Annotated in this window: 18 protein-coding genes; 4 read left to right on the top strand and 14 right to left on the bottom strand. The window is 49.4% G+C overall.

Features of this window, described 5'->3' with window-relative positions; translation table 11 throughout:
- Nucleotides 1-5 precede the first annotated feature (5 nt).
- From liaG to D5S11_RS02490, 8 genes are all read right to left on the bottom strand, one after another.
- Nucleotides 6-875: a LiaG family protein gene (gene liaG, locus D5S11_RS02525; RefSeq protein WP_007410058.1), complete on the bottom strand. Its 870-nt coding sequence runs from the start codon at nt 873-875 to the stop codon at nt 6-8.
- A gap of 105 nt (nt 876-980) precedes the next feature.
- Nucleotides 981-1,658 carry a stress responsive protein LiaH gene (gene liaH, locus D5S11_RS02520; RefSeq protein WP_007410057.1) on the bottom strand — a complete coding sequence of 226 codons (678 nt, stop codon included), beginning with the start codon at nt 1,656-1,658 and terminating at the stop codon, nt 981-983.
- A 13-nt stretch (nt 1,659-1,671) separates the two neighbouring features.
- Complete coding sequence (locus tag D5S11_RS02515) at nt 1,672-2,052, bottom strand: protein liaI (protein WP_007410056.1); 381 nt, start codon at nt 2,050-2,052, stop codon at nt 1,672-1,674.
- Nucleotides 2,053-2,218: 166 nt separating this feature from the next.
- On the bottom strand, nt 2,219-3,487 hold the full coding sequence (locus D5S11_RS02510) for an MFS transporter (RefSeq protein WP_007410055.1): 1,269 nt from the start codon (nt 3,485-3,487) through the stop codon (nt 2,219-2,221).
- Between the two features lie 164 nt (nt 3,488-3,651).
- Entirely contained in the window at nt 3,652-4,221 is a 570-nt protein-coding gene (locus D5S11_RS02505; protein WP_007613687.1) for a cob(I)yrinic acid a,c-diamide adenosyltransferase, read from the bottom strand.
- Entirely contained in the window at nt 4,218-5,444 is a 1,227-nt protein-coding gene (locus D5S11_RS02500; RefSeq protein ID WP_108724737.1) for an ABC transporter ATP-binding protein, read from the bottom strand. Before D5S11_RS02500 ends, D5S11_RS02505 begins: the two co-directional genes overlap by 4 nt.
- On the bottom strand, nt 5,441-6,487 hold the full coding sequence (locus D5S11_RS02495; protein WP_025285248.1) for a FecCD family ABC transporter permease: 1,047 nt from the start codon (nt 6,485-6,487) through the stop codon (nt 5,441-5,443). Before D5S11_RS02495 ends, D5S11_RS02500 begins: the two co-directional genes overlap by 4 nt.
- Nucleotides 6,450-7,394 carry an ABC transporter substrate-binding protein gene (locus tag D5S11_RS02490; protein WP_108724736.1) on the bottom strand — a complete coding sequence of 315 codons (945 nt, stop codon included), beginning with the start codon at nt 7,392-7,394 and terminating at the stop codon, nt 6,450-6,452. Before D5S11_RS02490 ends, D5S11_RS02495 begins: the two co-directional genes overlap by 38 nt.
- A 187-nt stretch (nt 7,395-7,581) precedes the next feature.
- Here D5S11_RS02490 and D5S11_RS02485 point away from each other — a divergent pair, with 187 nt between their 5' ends.
- On the top strand, nt 7,582-8,373 hold the full coding sequence (locus D5S11_RS02485) for an SDR family NAD(P)-dependent oxidoreductase (protein WP_015240561.1): 792 nt from the start codon (nt 7,582-7,584) through the stop codon (nt 8,371-8,373).
- A 50-nt stretch (nt 8,374-8,423) separates the two neighbouring features.
- Here D5S11_RS02485 and D5S11_RS02480 read toward each other — a convergent pair whose 3' ends face one another.
- The 5 genes from D5S11_RS02480 to D5S11_RS02460 form a co-directional block, all read right to left on the bottom strand.
- Nucleotides 8,424-9,302: an SMP-30/gluconolactonase/LRE family protein gene (locus D5S11_RS02480; protein ID WP_012118417.1), complete on the bottom strand. Its 879-nt coding sequence runs from the start codon at nt 9,300-9,302 to the stop codon at nt 8,424-8,426.
- A 63-nt stretch (nt 9,303-9,365) separates the two neighbouring features.
- Entirely contained in the window at nt 9,366-11,108 is a 1,743-nt protein-coding gene (locus D5S11_RS02475; protein WP_015240563.1) for a HAMP domain-containing sensor histidine kinase, read from the bottom strand.
- On the bottom strand, nt 11,105-11,824 hold the full coding sequence (locus tag D5S11_RS02470) for a response regulator transcription factor (protein ID WP_003151779.1): 720 nt from the start codon (nt 11,822-11,824) through the stop codon (nt 11,105-11,107). The genes D5S11_RS02475 and D5S11_RS02470 overlap by 4 nt, the downstream gene beginning before the upstream one ends.
- A gap of 173 nt (nt 11,825-11,997) precedes the next feature.
- Complete coding sequence (gene rsoA, locus D5S11_RS02465) at nt 11,998-12,234, bottom strand: sigma-O factor regulator RsoA (RefSeq protein WP_003151778.1); 237 nt, start codon at nt 12,232-12,234, stop codon at nt 11,998-12,000.
- Entirely contained in the window at nt 12,231-12,767 is a 537-nt protein-coding gene (locus D5S11_RS02460; protein WP_087920805.1) for a sigma-70 family RNA polymerase sigma factor, read from the bottom strand. The genes rsoA and D5S11_RS02460 overlap by 4 nt, the downstream gene beginning before the upstream one ends.
- 242 nt (nt 12,768-13,009) lie before the next feature.
- Here D5S11_RS02460 and D5S11_RS02455 point away from each other — a divergent pair, with 242 nt between their 5' ends.
- The 3 genes from D5S11_RS02455 (at nt 13,010) to D5S11_RS02445 (ending at nt 14,932) form a co-directional block, all read left to right on the top strand.
- Nucleotides 13,010-13,165, top strand: a complete 156-nt coding sequence (locus D5S11_RS02455; protein WP_012118419.1) for a YvrJ family protein — start codon at nt 13,010-13,012, stop codon at nt 13,163-13,165.
- Between the two features lie 117 nt (nt 13,166-13,282).
- Nucleotides 13,283-14,443: an oxalate decarboxylase family bicupin gene (locus tag D5S11_RS02450; protein ID WP_007410043.1), complete on the top strand. Its 1,161-nt coding sequence runs from the start codon at nt 13,283-13,285 to the stop codon at nt 14,441-14,443.
- A gap of 66 nt (nt 14,444-14,509) precedes the next feature.
- Nucleotides 14,510-14,932 (top strand): acid stress-sensitive anti sigma factor RsiO, encoded by a 423-nt coding sequence (locus D5S11_RS02445; protein ID WP_015240564.1) that lies wholly within the window; start codon nt 14,510-14,512, stop codon nt 14,930-14,932.
- Nucleotides 14,933-14,969: 37 nt separating this feature from the next.
- On the opposite strand, the gene D5S11_RS02440 is transcribed toward D5S11_RS02445, so the two are convergent.
- Nucleotides 14,970-15,773, bottom strand: coding sequence for an ABC transporter ATP-binding protein (locus tag D5S11_RS02440; RefSeq protein WP_007410041.1), 804 nt, complete (start codon nt 15,771-15,773; stop codon nt 14,970-14,972).
- Between the last annotated feature and the right edge of the window lie 11 nt (nt 15,774-15,784).

Here is a 15,784-nt window from a genome sequence, read left to right as displayed (position 1 = left end):
CTTGACTATTGCAGTGCAATATTGCCGCTCGTCACTTTTATATCAATCGGCCTGGCGCCGCTGCCTTTCATGCCGGTAAATGCCCCGCCTTCCTTACTCGTTTTCTCAAAGGAATAAGACGGCCGAATCCTTCCGCTTGCCGTCTCGGCGTTCACCGTAAAACTTCCGTCTTTCGGCAGGCTGATCGCTGCGCTGCCGCTCGCAAGCCTGACGGATACGGGAGCATCCGCCGTCTCAAGCGAGGCATCGACACTGCCAGAAGCGACCCGCACGTCAAGGGCGCCCGCCACATGTTGAAGCCCGACATGTCCCGAGGATAAACGGACAGCCCCCGTTTTTGCCGCAAGGCCTGCTGCTGTGAGATTGCCCGACAGCCCCTTCGCTTCAAACACATCCGTCTTCACGTGCTTCAGCGACATGTTCCCGCTTACAGAACGGACGCCGAGGTGCGCAAGAGACAGCCCCTTGTTTCCGTCGACGGCAATGCTGCCGCTTGATGTATGGACGGTGATGTCCCGATGATAATCATACGGAATGCGGACAATCAGCAGAGGGCGCTGAAAGAGATTCAGAAATTGGAACCCTTTCTCCTTCGCTTTAAGATTGAGGGTCTTTCCCCTGCTTTGGACAAACATTTTCCCCGCCGGTCCCGTCATGTTTGCCGCGATATCATTCCGCGCTTCCGCGATGATTTTTACATCCGTCTGTTCCGATGAAACCGACAGGCTGTTGACGGCACGCGGCGGTATGCTTGCCGATTCCGCTTCTGTTTCGCACAACGGAAAAAAACGCCCGGCAAACACTTCTTTCACCAAAAACAGACAGCAGATCAGAACGGACGCCGCCATCAGTCCTTTGGCAATCTTACGCTTCATTACGTTCCATCCTTTTTCATTCATTTTATTATAAAGGAAAAGCCGGATAATTGATACGTGCGTATAGGGAAGAGGCGTAAACGCGCCGATCTTCCCTTGTGCACATTATTCATGAGCCGCTTTTTGACGCTCTGTTTTTTCCAGAGAAAGCGAGCGCATTTTTTCAATCTCAGCTTCCACCTCGTCTGAATATTGGGAGCGGCTGTATTCTGTGTTCGCCTCAGCTGAAGTGCCGTATTTGACGCGGACTTCCATTTCTTCAATGCGGCTTTCCATTCGAAGGAACTCTCTGTAGGCGCTTTCGCTGTCAATTTTGTCGAAAGAAGCGTTCATATGTTCCTTCGCATTTGCCGCGTTTGCGCGGGCGATGAGCGCCTGTTTTTTATCCTTTACGTCGCGGAGGCGCGTTTCTAAAGTTTCCAGCTGCTCTTTCAGCTCTGCCAGCTGTGTTTTCGCCTGCTCATACGCTTTTTCATGTTCGGCCGCTTTTCCCTCAAGGTATTTCATTTCAGTCAGCGCCTTTTTCGCTAGCTCCTCTTCCCCGGCGTCAAAAGCAAGCTGAGCTTGGTTTTTCCGTTTTGCCGCCGTTTCGGAGGCGTCTTCCTGTTTTTTCTTAAACTGATGGACGATCGTATGCTGTTTGACAATCGTTTGTTTCGCCTTAGCGATGTCACTTTCCATATCACGCACATATTGATTCAGCATGACTTTCGGATTTTCTAATTTATCAAGCCCTTCGTTAACAGATGCGACGAACATATTTCTTATTCTTTTTAAGACCATTTTGTCTTCCTCCTTATTTTTTCTTCAGAAATTCTTCCCATTCAGAGTCAAATCCGGATTGATAGCCCGGTGATGCCGCTTCCGGTTCATACTGGCGGGAAGCGGTATCTGAGCCGCCCTGCTTCATCATCTTCCACCCGAAATACACCATGGCGCCGGCCAGTCCGATCGCAACGATAAATGGAAGAGAACCGACGAGAATCATAGCTCCGATGACGCCCGCGATGATACCCGATACCGCCCGGCCTTTTGAAAAACGTTTGATTCCCCAGTAAAGCATCAGGCCTCCGATCGCCAGCGGGATGATAAATGCGAAATGGCCTCCTCCGAAAAAGACAGAAAGTCCGAACACAATCAGCAGAAAGCCGCCTGCCGTTTTGCCATTTATATTCATGCAGATCCTCCTTTCGTTTTCCTTGTCTTTACTATAAACAAATCCCGCGGCCGGCAAAACGAGTCAGAGATTGATTTTCATATCAGACCGGAGTCGTATAAGCCCCCGGACCTTCGCATAAAAAAACGCCGCTGCACCGGACGGCGCAGGGCGTTTCACGAAAAATCTATATTCTGATGCTCGCTTCTTTTTCCCTGATGAGATCTGAGCGTTCGGCTTTGGCCAGCTTCGTAAAGAACAATATTCCGAGACCGGACAGGACTTCAACGAGACCGCCGGCGGCAATGACTTTTCCGGGACCGAAGGCGTTAGCCGCGTATCCGCAAAGAACCGCGCCGAGCGGAATGGATATGTTTGAGATCATATGGATGACGGCATAGACTTGCGGCTGGTCATCATGGTCCACAGACGTCTGAATAATCGTATATTCCGGCACATTAATAGCGCTGACGGCAGATCCGAACGCAAACGCGGCGAGGAAGACGAGCGGCAGAAAAGTGTTGAGGCCGGTGATGAAAAATGCCGCTCCTTCTATGATTCCCGCTGACACAAACAGGAGGCCGTATTTGTTCACCTTCACCTTAGCCAAAATAAAACCCATTAAAAAGGCTCCGCCCGTGCCTGTCGCTTTCAAAAGCGAGTAGATGATCGGCGGCATGTTTAAATCTTCGGCGACATAAACGGCAGAGAGCGCCTCCCACGGAGCGGCCGCAAAATTCATGAAGATACAATAGATGGCGAGCGGGTATAAAATCTGGTGTTTCCTGACAAGAACGAAACCCCGTTTGAGCCTTCCGAAATACGTCCCGCGCTGTCTGACGGCGACTGTATCCTGTTTGGCATGCTGGACTTGGTATGACATAAAGAGTACGAGAAAACCTGATAGAAGATAGAATATAAGAGCGATAAACAAAGAATAAGCGGGACTGATAAATGTTAAGAACACCCCGCTCAGCGTAATGGCGGCAAGCCTGACGATCTGGCCTGATGACTGGATGACCGCATTCGCTTTCTGCAGGCTGTTTTCTCTGACAATATTGGGGATTAATGAGATAGATGCAGGATTATAAGCGGCTCCCGTGGCTGAATGCACAATCATGAGAAGCATGACAAACCATAAAGGAGAAAAACCGTTAAAGTAACAGACCGGAATGATCAACACGACCGCCGCGCGCGTCAGGTCGGAGAAATACATCCAGAATTTCAGCGTATGCTGCTTCATAAAAGGCCCGGTAATCGGCGCCAGCATCGCCTCCGGAAGGAACGTGACCGCAATGAGCAGGGACGTGCCGATCGCGCCTTCCCCGTCAAAAATTAAAAACCACAGAATGGAATTAAAGGCAAAACCGTCGCCTGACAATTTAACCAGCCTTGAGATAAACAGAAGGGTGAAATTTTTATTCCAGATGCTCTCGCTCTTATTATATGTATCCATCTATCAAATCCCCCATTATTTTACAATGTTTCTTATAATATCTCATTTTTTAATTTTTCAGTCAATAATGCATAAGATACATTTTCCTCCTGTCAATAAAGGTTCAATTGATGGATATCTCTATAAAAAAACAGCCGGCTTGCTGCTGCCGGCTGAACAAAACGTTATTCATCATCACGGAATACCGCGGCGCTTCTTTCATATTCTATATCCTGAACGCCCTGTCTTGCGTTAACCGCTCTTGCCGCCGCGAAAAAATAATCAGACAGGCGGTTCAAGTAACGCATCACCGTATCGTTTATCTCTTCTGTTTTGCCCAGTTTCACGACGAGACGCTCAGCCCGTCTTGTGACGGTCCGCGCGATGTGAAGCTGAGCAGCCGCCTTATGACCGCCCGGAAGAATAAATTTCTCAAGCGGGGGCGCTTCAGCCGTGTAACGGTCTATGCAGTCCTCCAATGCGGAAATAGATGTCTCTCTTAATGTATAGCTTCTATGTTCAGTGACCGTCGCCAAGTCGCCGCCGCAGTCAAACAGCTCATGCTGAATGTTTCGGAGTTCGGCTTTCACATCACCGCAATTCTCACAATCATCAAGCTCCGCAAGCGCAAGCCCGATAAAGCTGTTCAGCTCATCAATCGTCCCGTAGCTTTCAACCCGCAGACTGTCTTTATCCGTTCTGCCGCCGATCAGGCTTGTCTGTCCTTTATCACCGGTTTTCGTATACAGCTTCATCGTTGTATTCCTCCTTCTTCCGCCGCTTTTACACATGCCGCGGTTCCTCTTCTGACGGCTCTTTCCGCGTGAGGGACATCCATCGCCTCTCCTGTCTGCAAGGCGCAAATGACAATGTCGCCTTTTGCCTGTCTGCCGGAAAGAGCCTGCATTCTCGCTTCAGCCGCTGCCGTTAACAGCCGTACAAATCCCTGTTCCGATAAACGTCCGCTGATCAGCACCCAAACGGTATGCTGCGCAGTCACGGCAATTGTGACCGAATCAAACGTACGGCAGATCAAACCAGCGGCCGCTGAGCCGGAAAGCCGGCGGCTCCACGAAAAGCCCGGGCCGTCAGATGCGGTTGACAACATTCTGAACGGCCGTTCTGTATGAAGCGTTACGGTATTTCCGCTTTTGTTTATCAGAGAGGCGAACGGAACGTTGACAGGCTCTCTTTCCTCCTGCGCTTCCGGCATGAAAGCGATCAGCGGTTTCGGTGACGATTGCTGGGCAACAGCGCTGACGGTGATGCCGTAAATGTCTTCAATCGTCTCTTTTTTCAAAGCCTGATCCGGCGTCTGCTTCGGAAAAGCGCGTCCGTCTTTCATCATCAGGAGCTGATCACAATATTGGCCTGCGGCGTTTAGGTCGTGAAAAATACTGATGACCGTCAGGCCTCTTTCTCTCGTCAACCGCTTCACCGTATCAAGCAGGTCTTTCTGATATTTGAGATCAAGAAAGGTCGTCGGCTCATCCAGACACAGCACCTCAGGCTGCTGAGCCAGCGCCTGCGCCAGAAAGACGCGCTGCCGCTCCCCGCCGCTCAGATTGCGGACGGATTGCTGCGCATATCGGTCGATGCCCGTCATTTCCATCGCTTCCCGGACAATGTCTTCGTCATGTTGATCCATCTGTCTGAAGAGTCCTTTTTGATACGGATATCTGCCGAAGGACACTGTTTCCTTAACGGTAAATGTAAAAGCTTGCTCTGTATGCTGCGGCAAAACGGCCATGATTTTCGCAAGTTCCCGCGGCTTGTATCCGCCGACGGGCCTGCCTGCTACGAGCACCTCGCCTTTTGACGGAGAGAGCATTCCCGTCAGCAATTTCAACAGCGTTGTTTTTCCCGAGCCGTTCGGACCGAGTATGCCGACAAATTCACCTTTTCCGGCGGTAAAGCTGACATCTTCTACAATCATCCGGCCTCCGTACCCGCCGGACAGGCTGCTCACCCTGATCATAAGCGTTTCCCTCCATGATGCTGGCGAAGCAGAATCAAGGCAAACACAGGCGCTCCCGCCAAAGCCGTCATAATGCCGATCGGCAATTCGACAGGCTCAATGACGGTGCGGGAAAACAAATCCGCCAAAATGAGAAACCCGGCGCCCGTCAATGCTGACAGCGGCAGTAAATGGCGATGATCCGTCCCCCACAAAAGCCGTGTCACGTGGGGAATGACAAGGCCGACAAATCCGATCGTCCCCGAGACGGCAACCGCTCCTCCCGTCAGCAGAGATCCGGCGGCGATCATCAGCCATTTTCTTTTTCCCGTACTGACGCCTAACAGCCTTGCCTTTTCTTCTCCATAAGTCATAATGTTTAATTCTCTGCCATTGATAAGCAGAAGCGCCGTCCCGGCCAGAAAAAAAGGCAGAAACAGCGCGACATAGCCCCAGCCCCTCATTGACACGCTTCCTAACAGCCAGCGGACAATCGGGAGCAGATCATTGCCCGTTAAAGCGATCACAAGCGATATGAGAGCCCCGAGAAAAGAATTCATGATGATGCCTGTCAAAATGAGCGTCGAAACCGACATCGACGCATGAACGAGGCGGCTGAAAAACAGAACCGCCGCCATGACCGCAATGGCTGCGGCGATGCTGACAACCGGTAGTGTGAACCGGCCGATGACGGGAATCTGAATGCCGAAAAACAAGGTGATAACGGCTCCCGCTGAGGCTCCCGAAGATACCCCGAGTGTATAAGGGTCGGCGAGCGGATTTTTCAGAAGTCCCTGAAACGCCGCTCCCGCAATGGATAACGCGGCTCCGACAAGGGCAGCCAGAACGACTCTCGGCAGGCGGATATTCATCATAATATTTACATTCATAGGGTCAGCCGAGGATGTCCGGCCGATCCCGATCCAAAAAACGTCGGATAAAGGAATATGCAGACTGCCGATTGAAATGCCGAGTGCCGTACAAACGGCTAAAAACAGCAGGCTGACCGTGTAGGCCAGCGGGCGGTTACTTTTTAAACGTTTCAGGATAAACGCTTTCTGCAAGCTTCTCGACCCCTTTGACAAGGCGCGGGCCTGAGCGTGTGACAAGGTCGGGATCAACAGAATAGACATTGTGGTGTTTGACCGCATTGACGGCACCCCAGCCGGCGCGTTTTTCCACTTCAGCGGCCTTTACGCCGTCTGTCGTAATGATGACGTCCGGATTCATTTTGACAATCGCTTCATCCGTCAGCTGAACCCAGCCGGTCTGGCTGCCGGCGGCGTTTTTCGCGTGTATATCTTCAAGCATTTCGTTCATAAACGTGCCTTTCCCCGTCGTGTAGCCGTCAGGAGACACTTCGACGAATACTTTCTTTTCGTCTTTTTCAGAAATGGCCGCCGCTTTCTTTTCTATGCCGGAAAGGTCGGATTTCATCGATTTGATCAGCTTATCCGCCTGCTTTTCTTTGCCGGCCGCTTTCCCGATCATGCTGATTGATTTGTACACATCTTGGAACGATTGCGCATCATTGACCGTTAAGACGGTGATGCCCGCATCTTTCAGCTGCTTCATCGCATCGGCGGAAGCGGACATAGAGGACGCGTGGGCAAGCACGAGATCCGGCTTCAGCGCGATGACTTTTTCAGCGTTCACATTCATATCTCCGACTTTCGGTTTTTTTACCGCTTCTTTCGGATATGTATCATTTGTTGTGACGCCTGCGACCTTATCTCCCAGTCCGAGCGCGTATGTAATTTCCGTATTGCTCGGCATGAGGGAAACGATTTTTTCCGGTGCCTGCTTTAAGGTTACTTTTTCGTTCGCGGCATCCTTAATGGTTACCGGGAATGCTTCGGTTGAGACGGCTTTTTGTTTGGCCGCGCTTCCTTCTTCCTGTGCGCCGGAACAGCCGGCGACCACAAAGGCGGTGACCAAGAGCGCCGCCCAGACGGCAGTGATCTTCTTCATTCTTTTAACTCCCCCTGATTATGGTAAACGATTGTCTCTTTGACATTCGTATCCTTTTTTCGCAGTAATTATACTATAAGTCTTTAAGGCTTGTATATCCGGCCTTTTTGCATGAAAGCAAATTGTTCGTACACACTAAAATTCATCATGTATACTGTTACACAATGGTGTAAAAAGGAGGATTATCATGGAATTACAGCTTGAACGAAAGCTCGTTTTGATTACAGGATCAACCTCAGGCATCGGAAAAGCCGCGGCAAAAAGCTTTTTAGCCGAAGGCGCCGAGGTGATTATAAACGGAAGAAAAAAAGAAACTGTGGAACGGACGGTTGAGGAGCTTTCCGCTTACGGAACGGTCCACGGCATCGCTGCGGATTTATCGCGTCAGGATGAGGCGGATGACTTGATCAAGCGCGCCGGCGGAATCGGGGAAGTCGATATTCTCGTCAATAATCTCGGTTTTTTTGAAGTAAAGGACTTCACTGAGGTGTCTGATGACGAATGGACTCGGTATTTTGAAGTGAATGTTATGAGCGCCGTGCGCCTGTGCCGGCGTTTTCTGCCGCAAATGCTCGAAAGAAACAGCGGACGGATTCTGAACATCTCCAGTGAAGCCGGTGTCAAACCGCTTGCGCAAATGATTCCGTATTCAATGACGAAAACGGCGTTAATCAGCTTGTCCCGGGGAATGGCGGAAATGACGAAAGGCACAAATGTCACGGTCAACTCCGTGCTGCCGGGACCGACATGGACCGAAGGCGTCGCTTCTTACATGGAAGGAGCCGCAAAGGCTGCCGGAGAAGACACAGACAGCTTCGTCCGGGATTATTTTAAAGTGAATGAACCGACATCATTGATTCAGCGCTATGCAACGCCGGAAGAAGTCGCCAATACGATTGTATTTCTCGCTTCATCAGCGGCTTCTGCCATTAATGGCACCGCACAGCGGGTTGAAGGCGGCATCATCCGCTCCATTTAACACAAAAAAGCCCGGCACAATGGGAACTTCCCCATATGCCAGGGCTTTTTTTACATCATGCCTGCAAACGGTACCGGCTCCCAGCCGCCCGTCTCAAGCTCTGCTGAAAACAGGCCGCCCGCATGCGGCTGCTCAAGTCTTTCGGCTTCCGTCAATTTTTCCGTCGCGGTCGTAATGTATAACGTGTTCAAGTCTCTGCCTCCGAACGCGCAGCAGGTGACGTATTTCGCCGGAACTTCGATAGATGCAATTTCCTTATGCAAAAACGGGTCAATCCGGACGGCACGGCCGCCTCCGAACAGAGCCACCCACAGCATTCCGTCACGGTCAATGGTCATTCCGTCGGGAGATCCTTGCGACTCCGGAAAGCGGTAGACCGTTTTCGGATCTGATACGGCTCCGGTTTCAGGATCGTATGCATAACAGACGATTTCCTGCGTCGGAGTGTCGATATAGTACATCAAGTTTCGGTCCCGATCCCAATCCAAACCGTTCGAGGTGGAGACCTGGTCTTTTATTTTGGCAAGGCTGCCGTCCGTATTCAGACGGTACAGCGAAGCCTCCTCTTCTTTGCCTTCCATGCTCGTCGTTCCCGCCCATAATCTGCCGGACGGGTCGCATTTTGCGTCATTGAAACGGATATCTTCCCGCATATCTTTCGGCTGCTTCATCTTCGTCAATGTGTCTTCCCGAAGATTGTACAGGTAAAAACCGTCTTTCATCGTCATCACCAGCTCTTCCTTTGAATACAAGGCCAGAGCCGTGACAAATGATTTGAATTTAACGGAACGGTTGATTCCGTCAGCCGGAGTGAAGATATGCAGCTGGCTGCCCAGTATATCCACCCAGTACAGGCATTGCTTGTCCTTGTCCCATAAAGGGCCTTCTCCGATAACTGCTCTCGTATCTGCTCGTAATGCTGCTTCCATGTGTGAACACCTCTTTTGCTTGTCAGTCTTCTATTGTTATTCCCGACAAAGCGGCGTCCAAACTCAATCTTTTTTAAAAAGAATCGTAATCACCGTTCCGGCGCTGATTCTGCTGTTGACATGGATGGTTCCGTTATGAAGGTGAACCAGCTCCTTGGCAATGGCGAGCCCGAGTCCCGTTCCTTCTGACGGTCCCTTCGTATTCGTTCCCCGGTAATAACGGTTAAACAGCTGGTGAATCGTTTCGTCGTCCATTCCTCTTCCGTTATCTTTCACCTTCAGAATGAGCTGTTCGGCTGATTCCTCAAGCACGACCCGAATGGCGGTCCCTTTCTTATTATGCTTAACCGCGTTTGCCAGCAGATTCTCCAGAATACGGCGGAACCACGCTTCATCAATGGCGAAAAGAATGTCTTCCTTTTTGGTTTCAAAGGCGATGTCATAGCCTTCCGAGAACGTGTTTTTCGTGAAATCGTTCGTGACGTTTCTGATAAACGGCACGACGTTGATCAGCCGCCGTTCGATCGGGAGGGCCGCGTTTTTGAGACGGTATGTTAAGTTTAAGTCCTCAATCAGCTTGGACATATATTCTGATTTTTCCCGGACGATCTGCCCCATTTCTTTGACTTCTTCCGGGGTCCAGTCGTATTGCTTCGATTCAAGCATCATGCTGTAGCCGTAAATCGTGCTCAGCGGGGTTTTTAAGTCATGGCTCAGCCCGGCGATCCATTCTTCCCTTGTCGCCTGGATTTTTTCTCTGTTTTTCTTATCCCGCTTCAGCGTGTCGGTCAGCTGATCCATCGATTCGAAAATCTCGGCGAAAAAGCGGAACGGCTGCTTTGTTTTGCCTTTTTTGTTTTTGCTGACCGGCTGTCCTTTGCGGTTCTTCGGCTCTTCAAGCCGGCCCTTTGATAAATTGACGAGCCATTTGATGGTATGAAACAGCGGCCAGCCGAAACGGAAAGAGTACCAGATGGTCAAGATGCAGATCATAAATACTAAGATTCCGATCAAGAGGAAGAGGGTTTTCATCACATTTCTCAAAAATGATTTGTTAAACTCGTGATCGGGGATGTACACGGGGTTCGGCACCGACGCGACCATCCATTTCGTTTTATCGAGTCTTTTAAAAGAAATTTCCCGTTTGTAATTCCACGGCTTGGAACTGTATTTCAGCAATTCAAGCTCATTGACGGTGTTCCGTTCTTTTTTCGTGCTGTTGATATCCCCGAGCAGTCTGCCGCTGTCTTCGAGAAGGTAGACCGCCCCTTTTTCCCGTTTAATATAATCAACCGTGCTCTTTTTATATTGAGAAAGGGAAGCGAGGGATGGCTCCTGTGATTCGATGTAAGTGAGAAGCTGCTCACTGGCGGATTTCCAGCCGAACAGAATCAAATAGGTCTCATCATTTATCGTGACCGTCCAGTAATTCAGCTTGTAGTTGTCAAAATTCCGGTACTGGTAAATGGATAAGAGATCTTTTCTGCTGTAATGGCTCGGGACGTCTTTCGGCACTCTGTACGCGTAGTCCGTTTTTTCATTATCATTAATGATCTGCAGCCAGCCCTTCTGCTTTCGGACCGACATCTTTAAAAACTCATCGACATCCCATGTGCCGTCTTCGTTTTTATCAAGCCACGCTTCAAACGAGTCTGCGGTCGCTTTGGTCAGTCCCGCATTGGCTTCCGCTTCGCTGAAACGCCAATCCAAATAGAAGAAAGAAGCGACGGCCAAAACGGACATCAGCAGGATGACAAGCAGCAGCTGTCCGAAAAAGTGGAGCAGAAATTTTCCGCGCATTCTCATGAGCGGGTTCCTTTTTCTCCTTGATCGGGAATAAACCGATAACCGAGGCCGCGCACCGTTACAATATAAGACGGATTGCTGGGGTCTTTTTCAATTTTTTCTCTGAGCTTGCGGATATGCACCATGACGGTGTTGTTGTCGCCGTAAGACGGATATCCCCATACTTTTTCATAGATCTGATCTTTTGAGAGCACCACATCAGGGTGTTCACAGAAATATTGAAGCAATTGCAGAAGCTGTGCGGAGCAGCTGACGGGCTCGCCCCCGACGATCAGCTCGGCGTTTTGCGGTGAATAGGAAAAATGGCTGTATGAATACGTCTTTACCGCCGTTTTCTCTTCGCGCTTATAGGTTCTCTTTAACGTCGCTCTGATCCGCGCCGCCAATTCGAGCGGATTAAACGGCTTTGTTATATAATCGTCAGCTCCCAATGCAAATCCTGACAGCTTATCCGCATCAGAAGAACGGGCGGTCAGAAAAAAGATCGGAGCGTCGGTATAGTTCCGGATTTCGGTGCATGCTTCAAAACCGGACATGCCTTCCATCATCACATCCAGCACGAGCAGATCCGCGGTTTCATGTTTAACAAACTCGATCGCTTCCTCAGCGCTTCCGGCTGTCTTAATGTTGTGATAGCCTTCTTTGACGAGAACGCGTTTGACCATATCAACGATCGCCTTCTCATCGTCTACAATTAAAATTGACGCATTTTCCACCTTGGACGTTCCTTTCTCTTTGTTTTTTTCATCATATCATTATATGGATAAGATTTGGTACTTTTTTAGTGCGGAGGTCTTGCGGGGAAACAGAAAAGAAAAACGAGACCGGACATCTCTTCTCGTTTTTCTCATGTTGTCAGAGCGGAATATCCATCATTCCGCCGCTTTTGTCAGGAGCTTTCATTTATAAGATGAAGAATAAATTCCCAAAAACCCGGCACTTCCTGGCATAACAGCATGTCCGCTTTTTCAACTATTTTAATCTTCAATTCTTGTTCAAGATCTTCTCTTTCCTGGTATGATGTATTGCTCAGTTTTTTTTTTATCATTGGCGAAAAACGCGAAATCAAAAGTTCCATTTCGTCGGTATCTGTGTTCTCTTTGTTGAAGTCAAATGGCCCGTTCACTGCTTATTTTCCCCCTTTTTTTGCTTGTCCAGCTGCTTTCTGAGATTGTCGAGCCCTTTTTTATGAATATTGGAAATGTTCTGCCGTGATTCACCCAGCGACTCGGCAATCTCCTTCATCGTCGCTCCGTGAAGATAAATATTCGTCAGCACGCTTTTTTGTTTATCGGTTAACGTCTGAAGCGCTTCGTATAAATCACGGTTTTGGACATGCTGGCTCAAATCCCCCTGCTTCCGCAGAAACTCTTCATACGCGTCTTTTCCCATTTCATAGGGAAGCGCTTCACCTCCCTCCGGCTGATCCACCGTCAGCGGATAGCGCTTCTGATTTTTACGGATGCGCTTGTCAAAATCGATGGAGAAAATCCGGATCATAGAGTTCATATATTTGATGATCCGGATTTCCTTATAAAACTGTTTAAAATGGTCGTCCAGTGATTTTGCATCCTTCTCGTCTGAATGTTCCAGCACATTTTTAAATTTCTCGTAATGCTTTGGGTCACTTAAAAAATGTTTAACGATCGGATGTTTCATAATTTCCTTGCATTTTGACCGTAAAAGAACTTGATAGTCCATAAAACCGCCCCCTATTTAAATTAAATGAAAGAAAGCAAAAAAAAGTAAACTACTCCTTTCCGACTAAGATTCCACACTCCTTATGTCCCGGATTTGCCGGAACAAAAAAAAGACCCTCAACCGGGATATCAGGTTTACAGGAGCCGCTCTTTCTTTCACTTATATACATGACTGCAGGTCAAGTCAGGAGGTGGCTGATAATGGATCAGGTTTTTATAGAAGAAGCGGTCAGACAGATCGGCAATCTCGGCTTTCCGGCTCTGATTGCCATGTATCTTCTCACACGGTTTGAGAAGAAGTTTGACGCCCTGATCGAACTGATGACGGAACTGAAAGATCAGAAAATGAAAAATTAATTTTCACACGAAGTTGACTTTTCATCGGAACGCATCACTTAACAAAGCAGAAGGGAAAACGAAAGGCCTTTCACATTCTCTTTCTGAAAAAACAAAGCTTGAGAGGAGACGATTTACATGTCAAAAGAAAACAACTGCAATATCCCGCAGCCGATCAGAGGAGACAAAGGGGCGACCGTCACGATTCCGCGCAACCTTGAAAGAGACCGCCAAAATCCGGATATGCTGACGCCGCCGGAAACGGATCACGGCACAGTGGATAATATGAAATTCTCTTTCTCAGATGTGCACAACCGGCTGGAAAAGGGCGGATACGCGCGTGAGGTGACCGTTCGCGAGCTGCCGATTTCTGAGAATCTGGCATCTGTCAACATGCGTTTAAAACCGGGCGCCATCCGTGAGCTGCACTGGCATAAAGAAGCGGAATGGGCATATATGCTGACGGGCAAAGCGCGGGTCACGATTGTTGATGAACAGGGACGCAGTTTTATCGATGACGTGAAGGAAGGAGATCTGTGGTACTTCCCGTCAGGCCTGCCGCACTCCATTCAGGCGCTGAAAGAAGGCTGTGAATTCCTCTTGGTTTTTGATGACGGTTCTTTCTCAGAAAACAGCACATTCCAAGTGACTGACTGGCTTGCCCACACACCGCTTGATGTCATCGCCAACAACTTTGGGGTTTCAGAAAAAGACCTCGCCGGCCTGCCCGGGAAAGAAAAATATATCTTTGAAGAGCCGGTTCCCGGGAAGCTGAAAGATGACATCGTGGAAGGCCCGAACGGTGAAGTGCCTTATCCGTTCACTTACCGCCTGCTGGATGAAGGCCCGACTGCTGAGACAGATGGCGGCAAAGTATATATCGCGGATTCCACAAACTTCAAAGTGTCCAAAACGATCGCTTCAGCGCTTGTCGTGGTCGAACCGGGCGCAATGAGAGAGCTGCACTGGCATCCGAACACGCATGAATGGCAGTATTATATTTCCGGTAAAGGGCGGATGACGGTTTTTGCATCGGACGGCCATGCAAGAACATTTAACTATCAGGCCGGGGATGTCGGTTACGTTCCGTTCGCAATGGGCCACTATGTGGAGAATTTGGGAGATGAGCCGCTCGTCTTCCTGGAAATCTTCAAGGATGACCACTATGCCGATGTGTCCCTGAACCAATGGCTTGCCATGCTTCCTGAGAAATTCGTCCAGCAGCATCTGGATCTGGGCAAAGACTTTACGGATATTCTTTCGAAAGAGAAACACCCTGTCGTCAAAAAAAAATGCTGAAGATACACACCGGCTTGCAGAGTTCCGTCTCTGCAAGTCTCCTCTGTGTGAAAAGGAGCTGAACAGATGATCAATCAAAACGGGACGAAAATGTTTTTTCTTCATGTGCTCCGGTATGCCCTGGCAGCCGCTGCCGTATTATTCGGGTATTTCATCGTGATGATGGCTGTATTTTCATTAGCCGGGACGAGCTACGGATCGATGGCGTACGTCCTGCTTTTTTCCGTGCTTTTTATTCTTCTCGGTTTATGTTTTGAACCGCTTGAGCGGCTGATGATACATAGCTTTACCTTTTTTGGGACGGGCAGGCTGCCTTTTCTCCTTTTAGCCAGCACCGTTCAGCTGCTGTTCCTCTGGATGACCGCGTATACGACGGATAAACTGATTGAAAAGATTTGGCTGTCAACGACGGAGGAGCTGATTGTGGCGGGGGTTTTTTTCGTTTTGGATAAATGCGTCTCCGGACAAAAGCAGCCCCGGGCGCAATAAAAAAACGCAGGCCGGAATGGCTCTGCGTTTTTTTTCATCATACCGTTGCGTTTTCATGCCGGATTAAATCGTAGGTTAAGCAGACCGGTTTGTTCGTGCGCGGATCTTTTACAATCTGTGCGTCAATTTGGAAAACGTCTTTCAATATGCCGGGAGTCATGACTTCCTCCGCCGTTCCTTCCTTGATGACGCGCCCTTTTTTCAGGGCGATCATGTAATGGGAAAAACGGGCGGCATGGTTCAGATCATGAATGACCATTAAAATGGTACGGCCCTGCTCCTTGTTTAATTTGTCCAGCAGCTGCAAAATTTCAAGCTGATGGGCGAGATCTAAATAAGTGGTCGGTTCATCAAGAAGCAGCAGCTCCGTTTCTTGAGCGAGCGCCATGGCGATCCACACACGCTGCCGCTGCCCACCGGAAAGCGCTTCGATCGGCCGGTCGTAAAATTCGGCCATCCCCGTCTCTTCCAGCGCCCATTTGATCATGTCACGGTCTTTATCACTCAAACGGCCCATTCCGGACTGATGCGGAAACCTGCCGTAAGAAACAAGTTCGTACACCGTCAGCCCGCTCGGCGCTTCAGGCGTCTGCGGAAGAATTGCCATTTCCTTGGCGATGTCTTTCGTGGATTTTTGCATGATCGCCTGTCCGTTTAAATAGACGGCGCCGGATTTCGGTTTCATGATTCTTGACATCGTTTTGAGAACCGTCGATTTTCCGCAGCCGTTCGGACCGATCAGTGTTGTAATTTTTCCTTTCGGGACGGCGATATCCAATTCTTTCGCTATCAAACGGTCGCCATAACCGACAGTAAGCTGTTCCGCCGATAATGAGTTCATCGCGGCAGTCT

Origin of the sequence: Bacillus sp. L75 (genome assembly GCF_003676355.1) — a bacterium.
In the GTDB taxonomy this organism is placed as follows: domain Bacteria; phylum Bacillota; class Bacilli; order Bacillales; family Bacillaceae; genus Bacillus; species Bacillus velezensis.
Note: the sequence above shows the minus strand (reverse complement) of the source record. Positions and strands in the feature narration are given on the sequence as shown.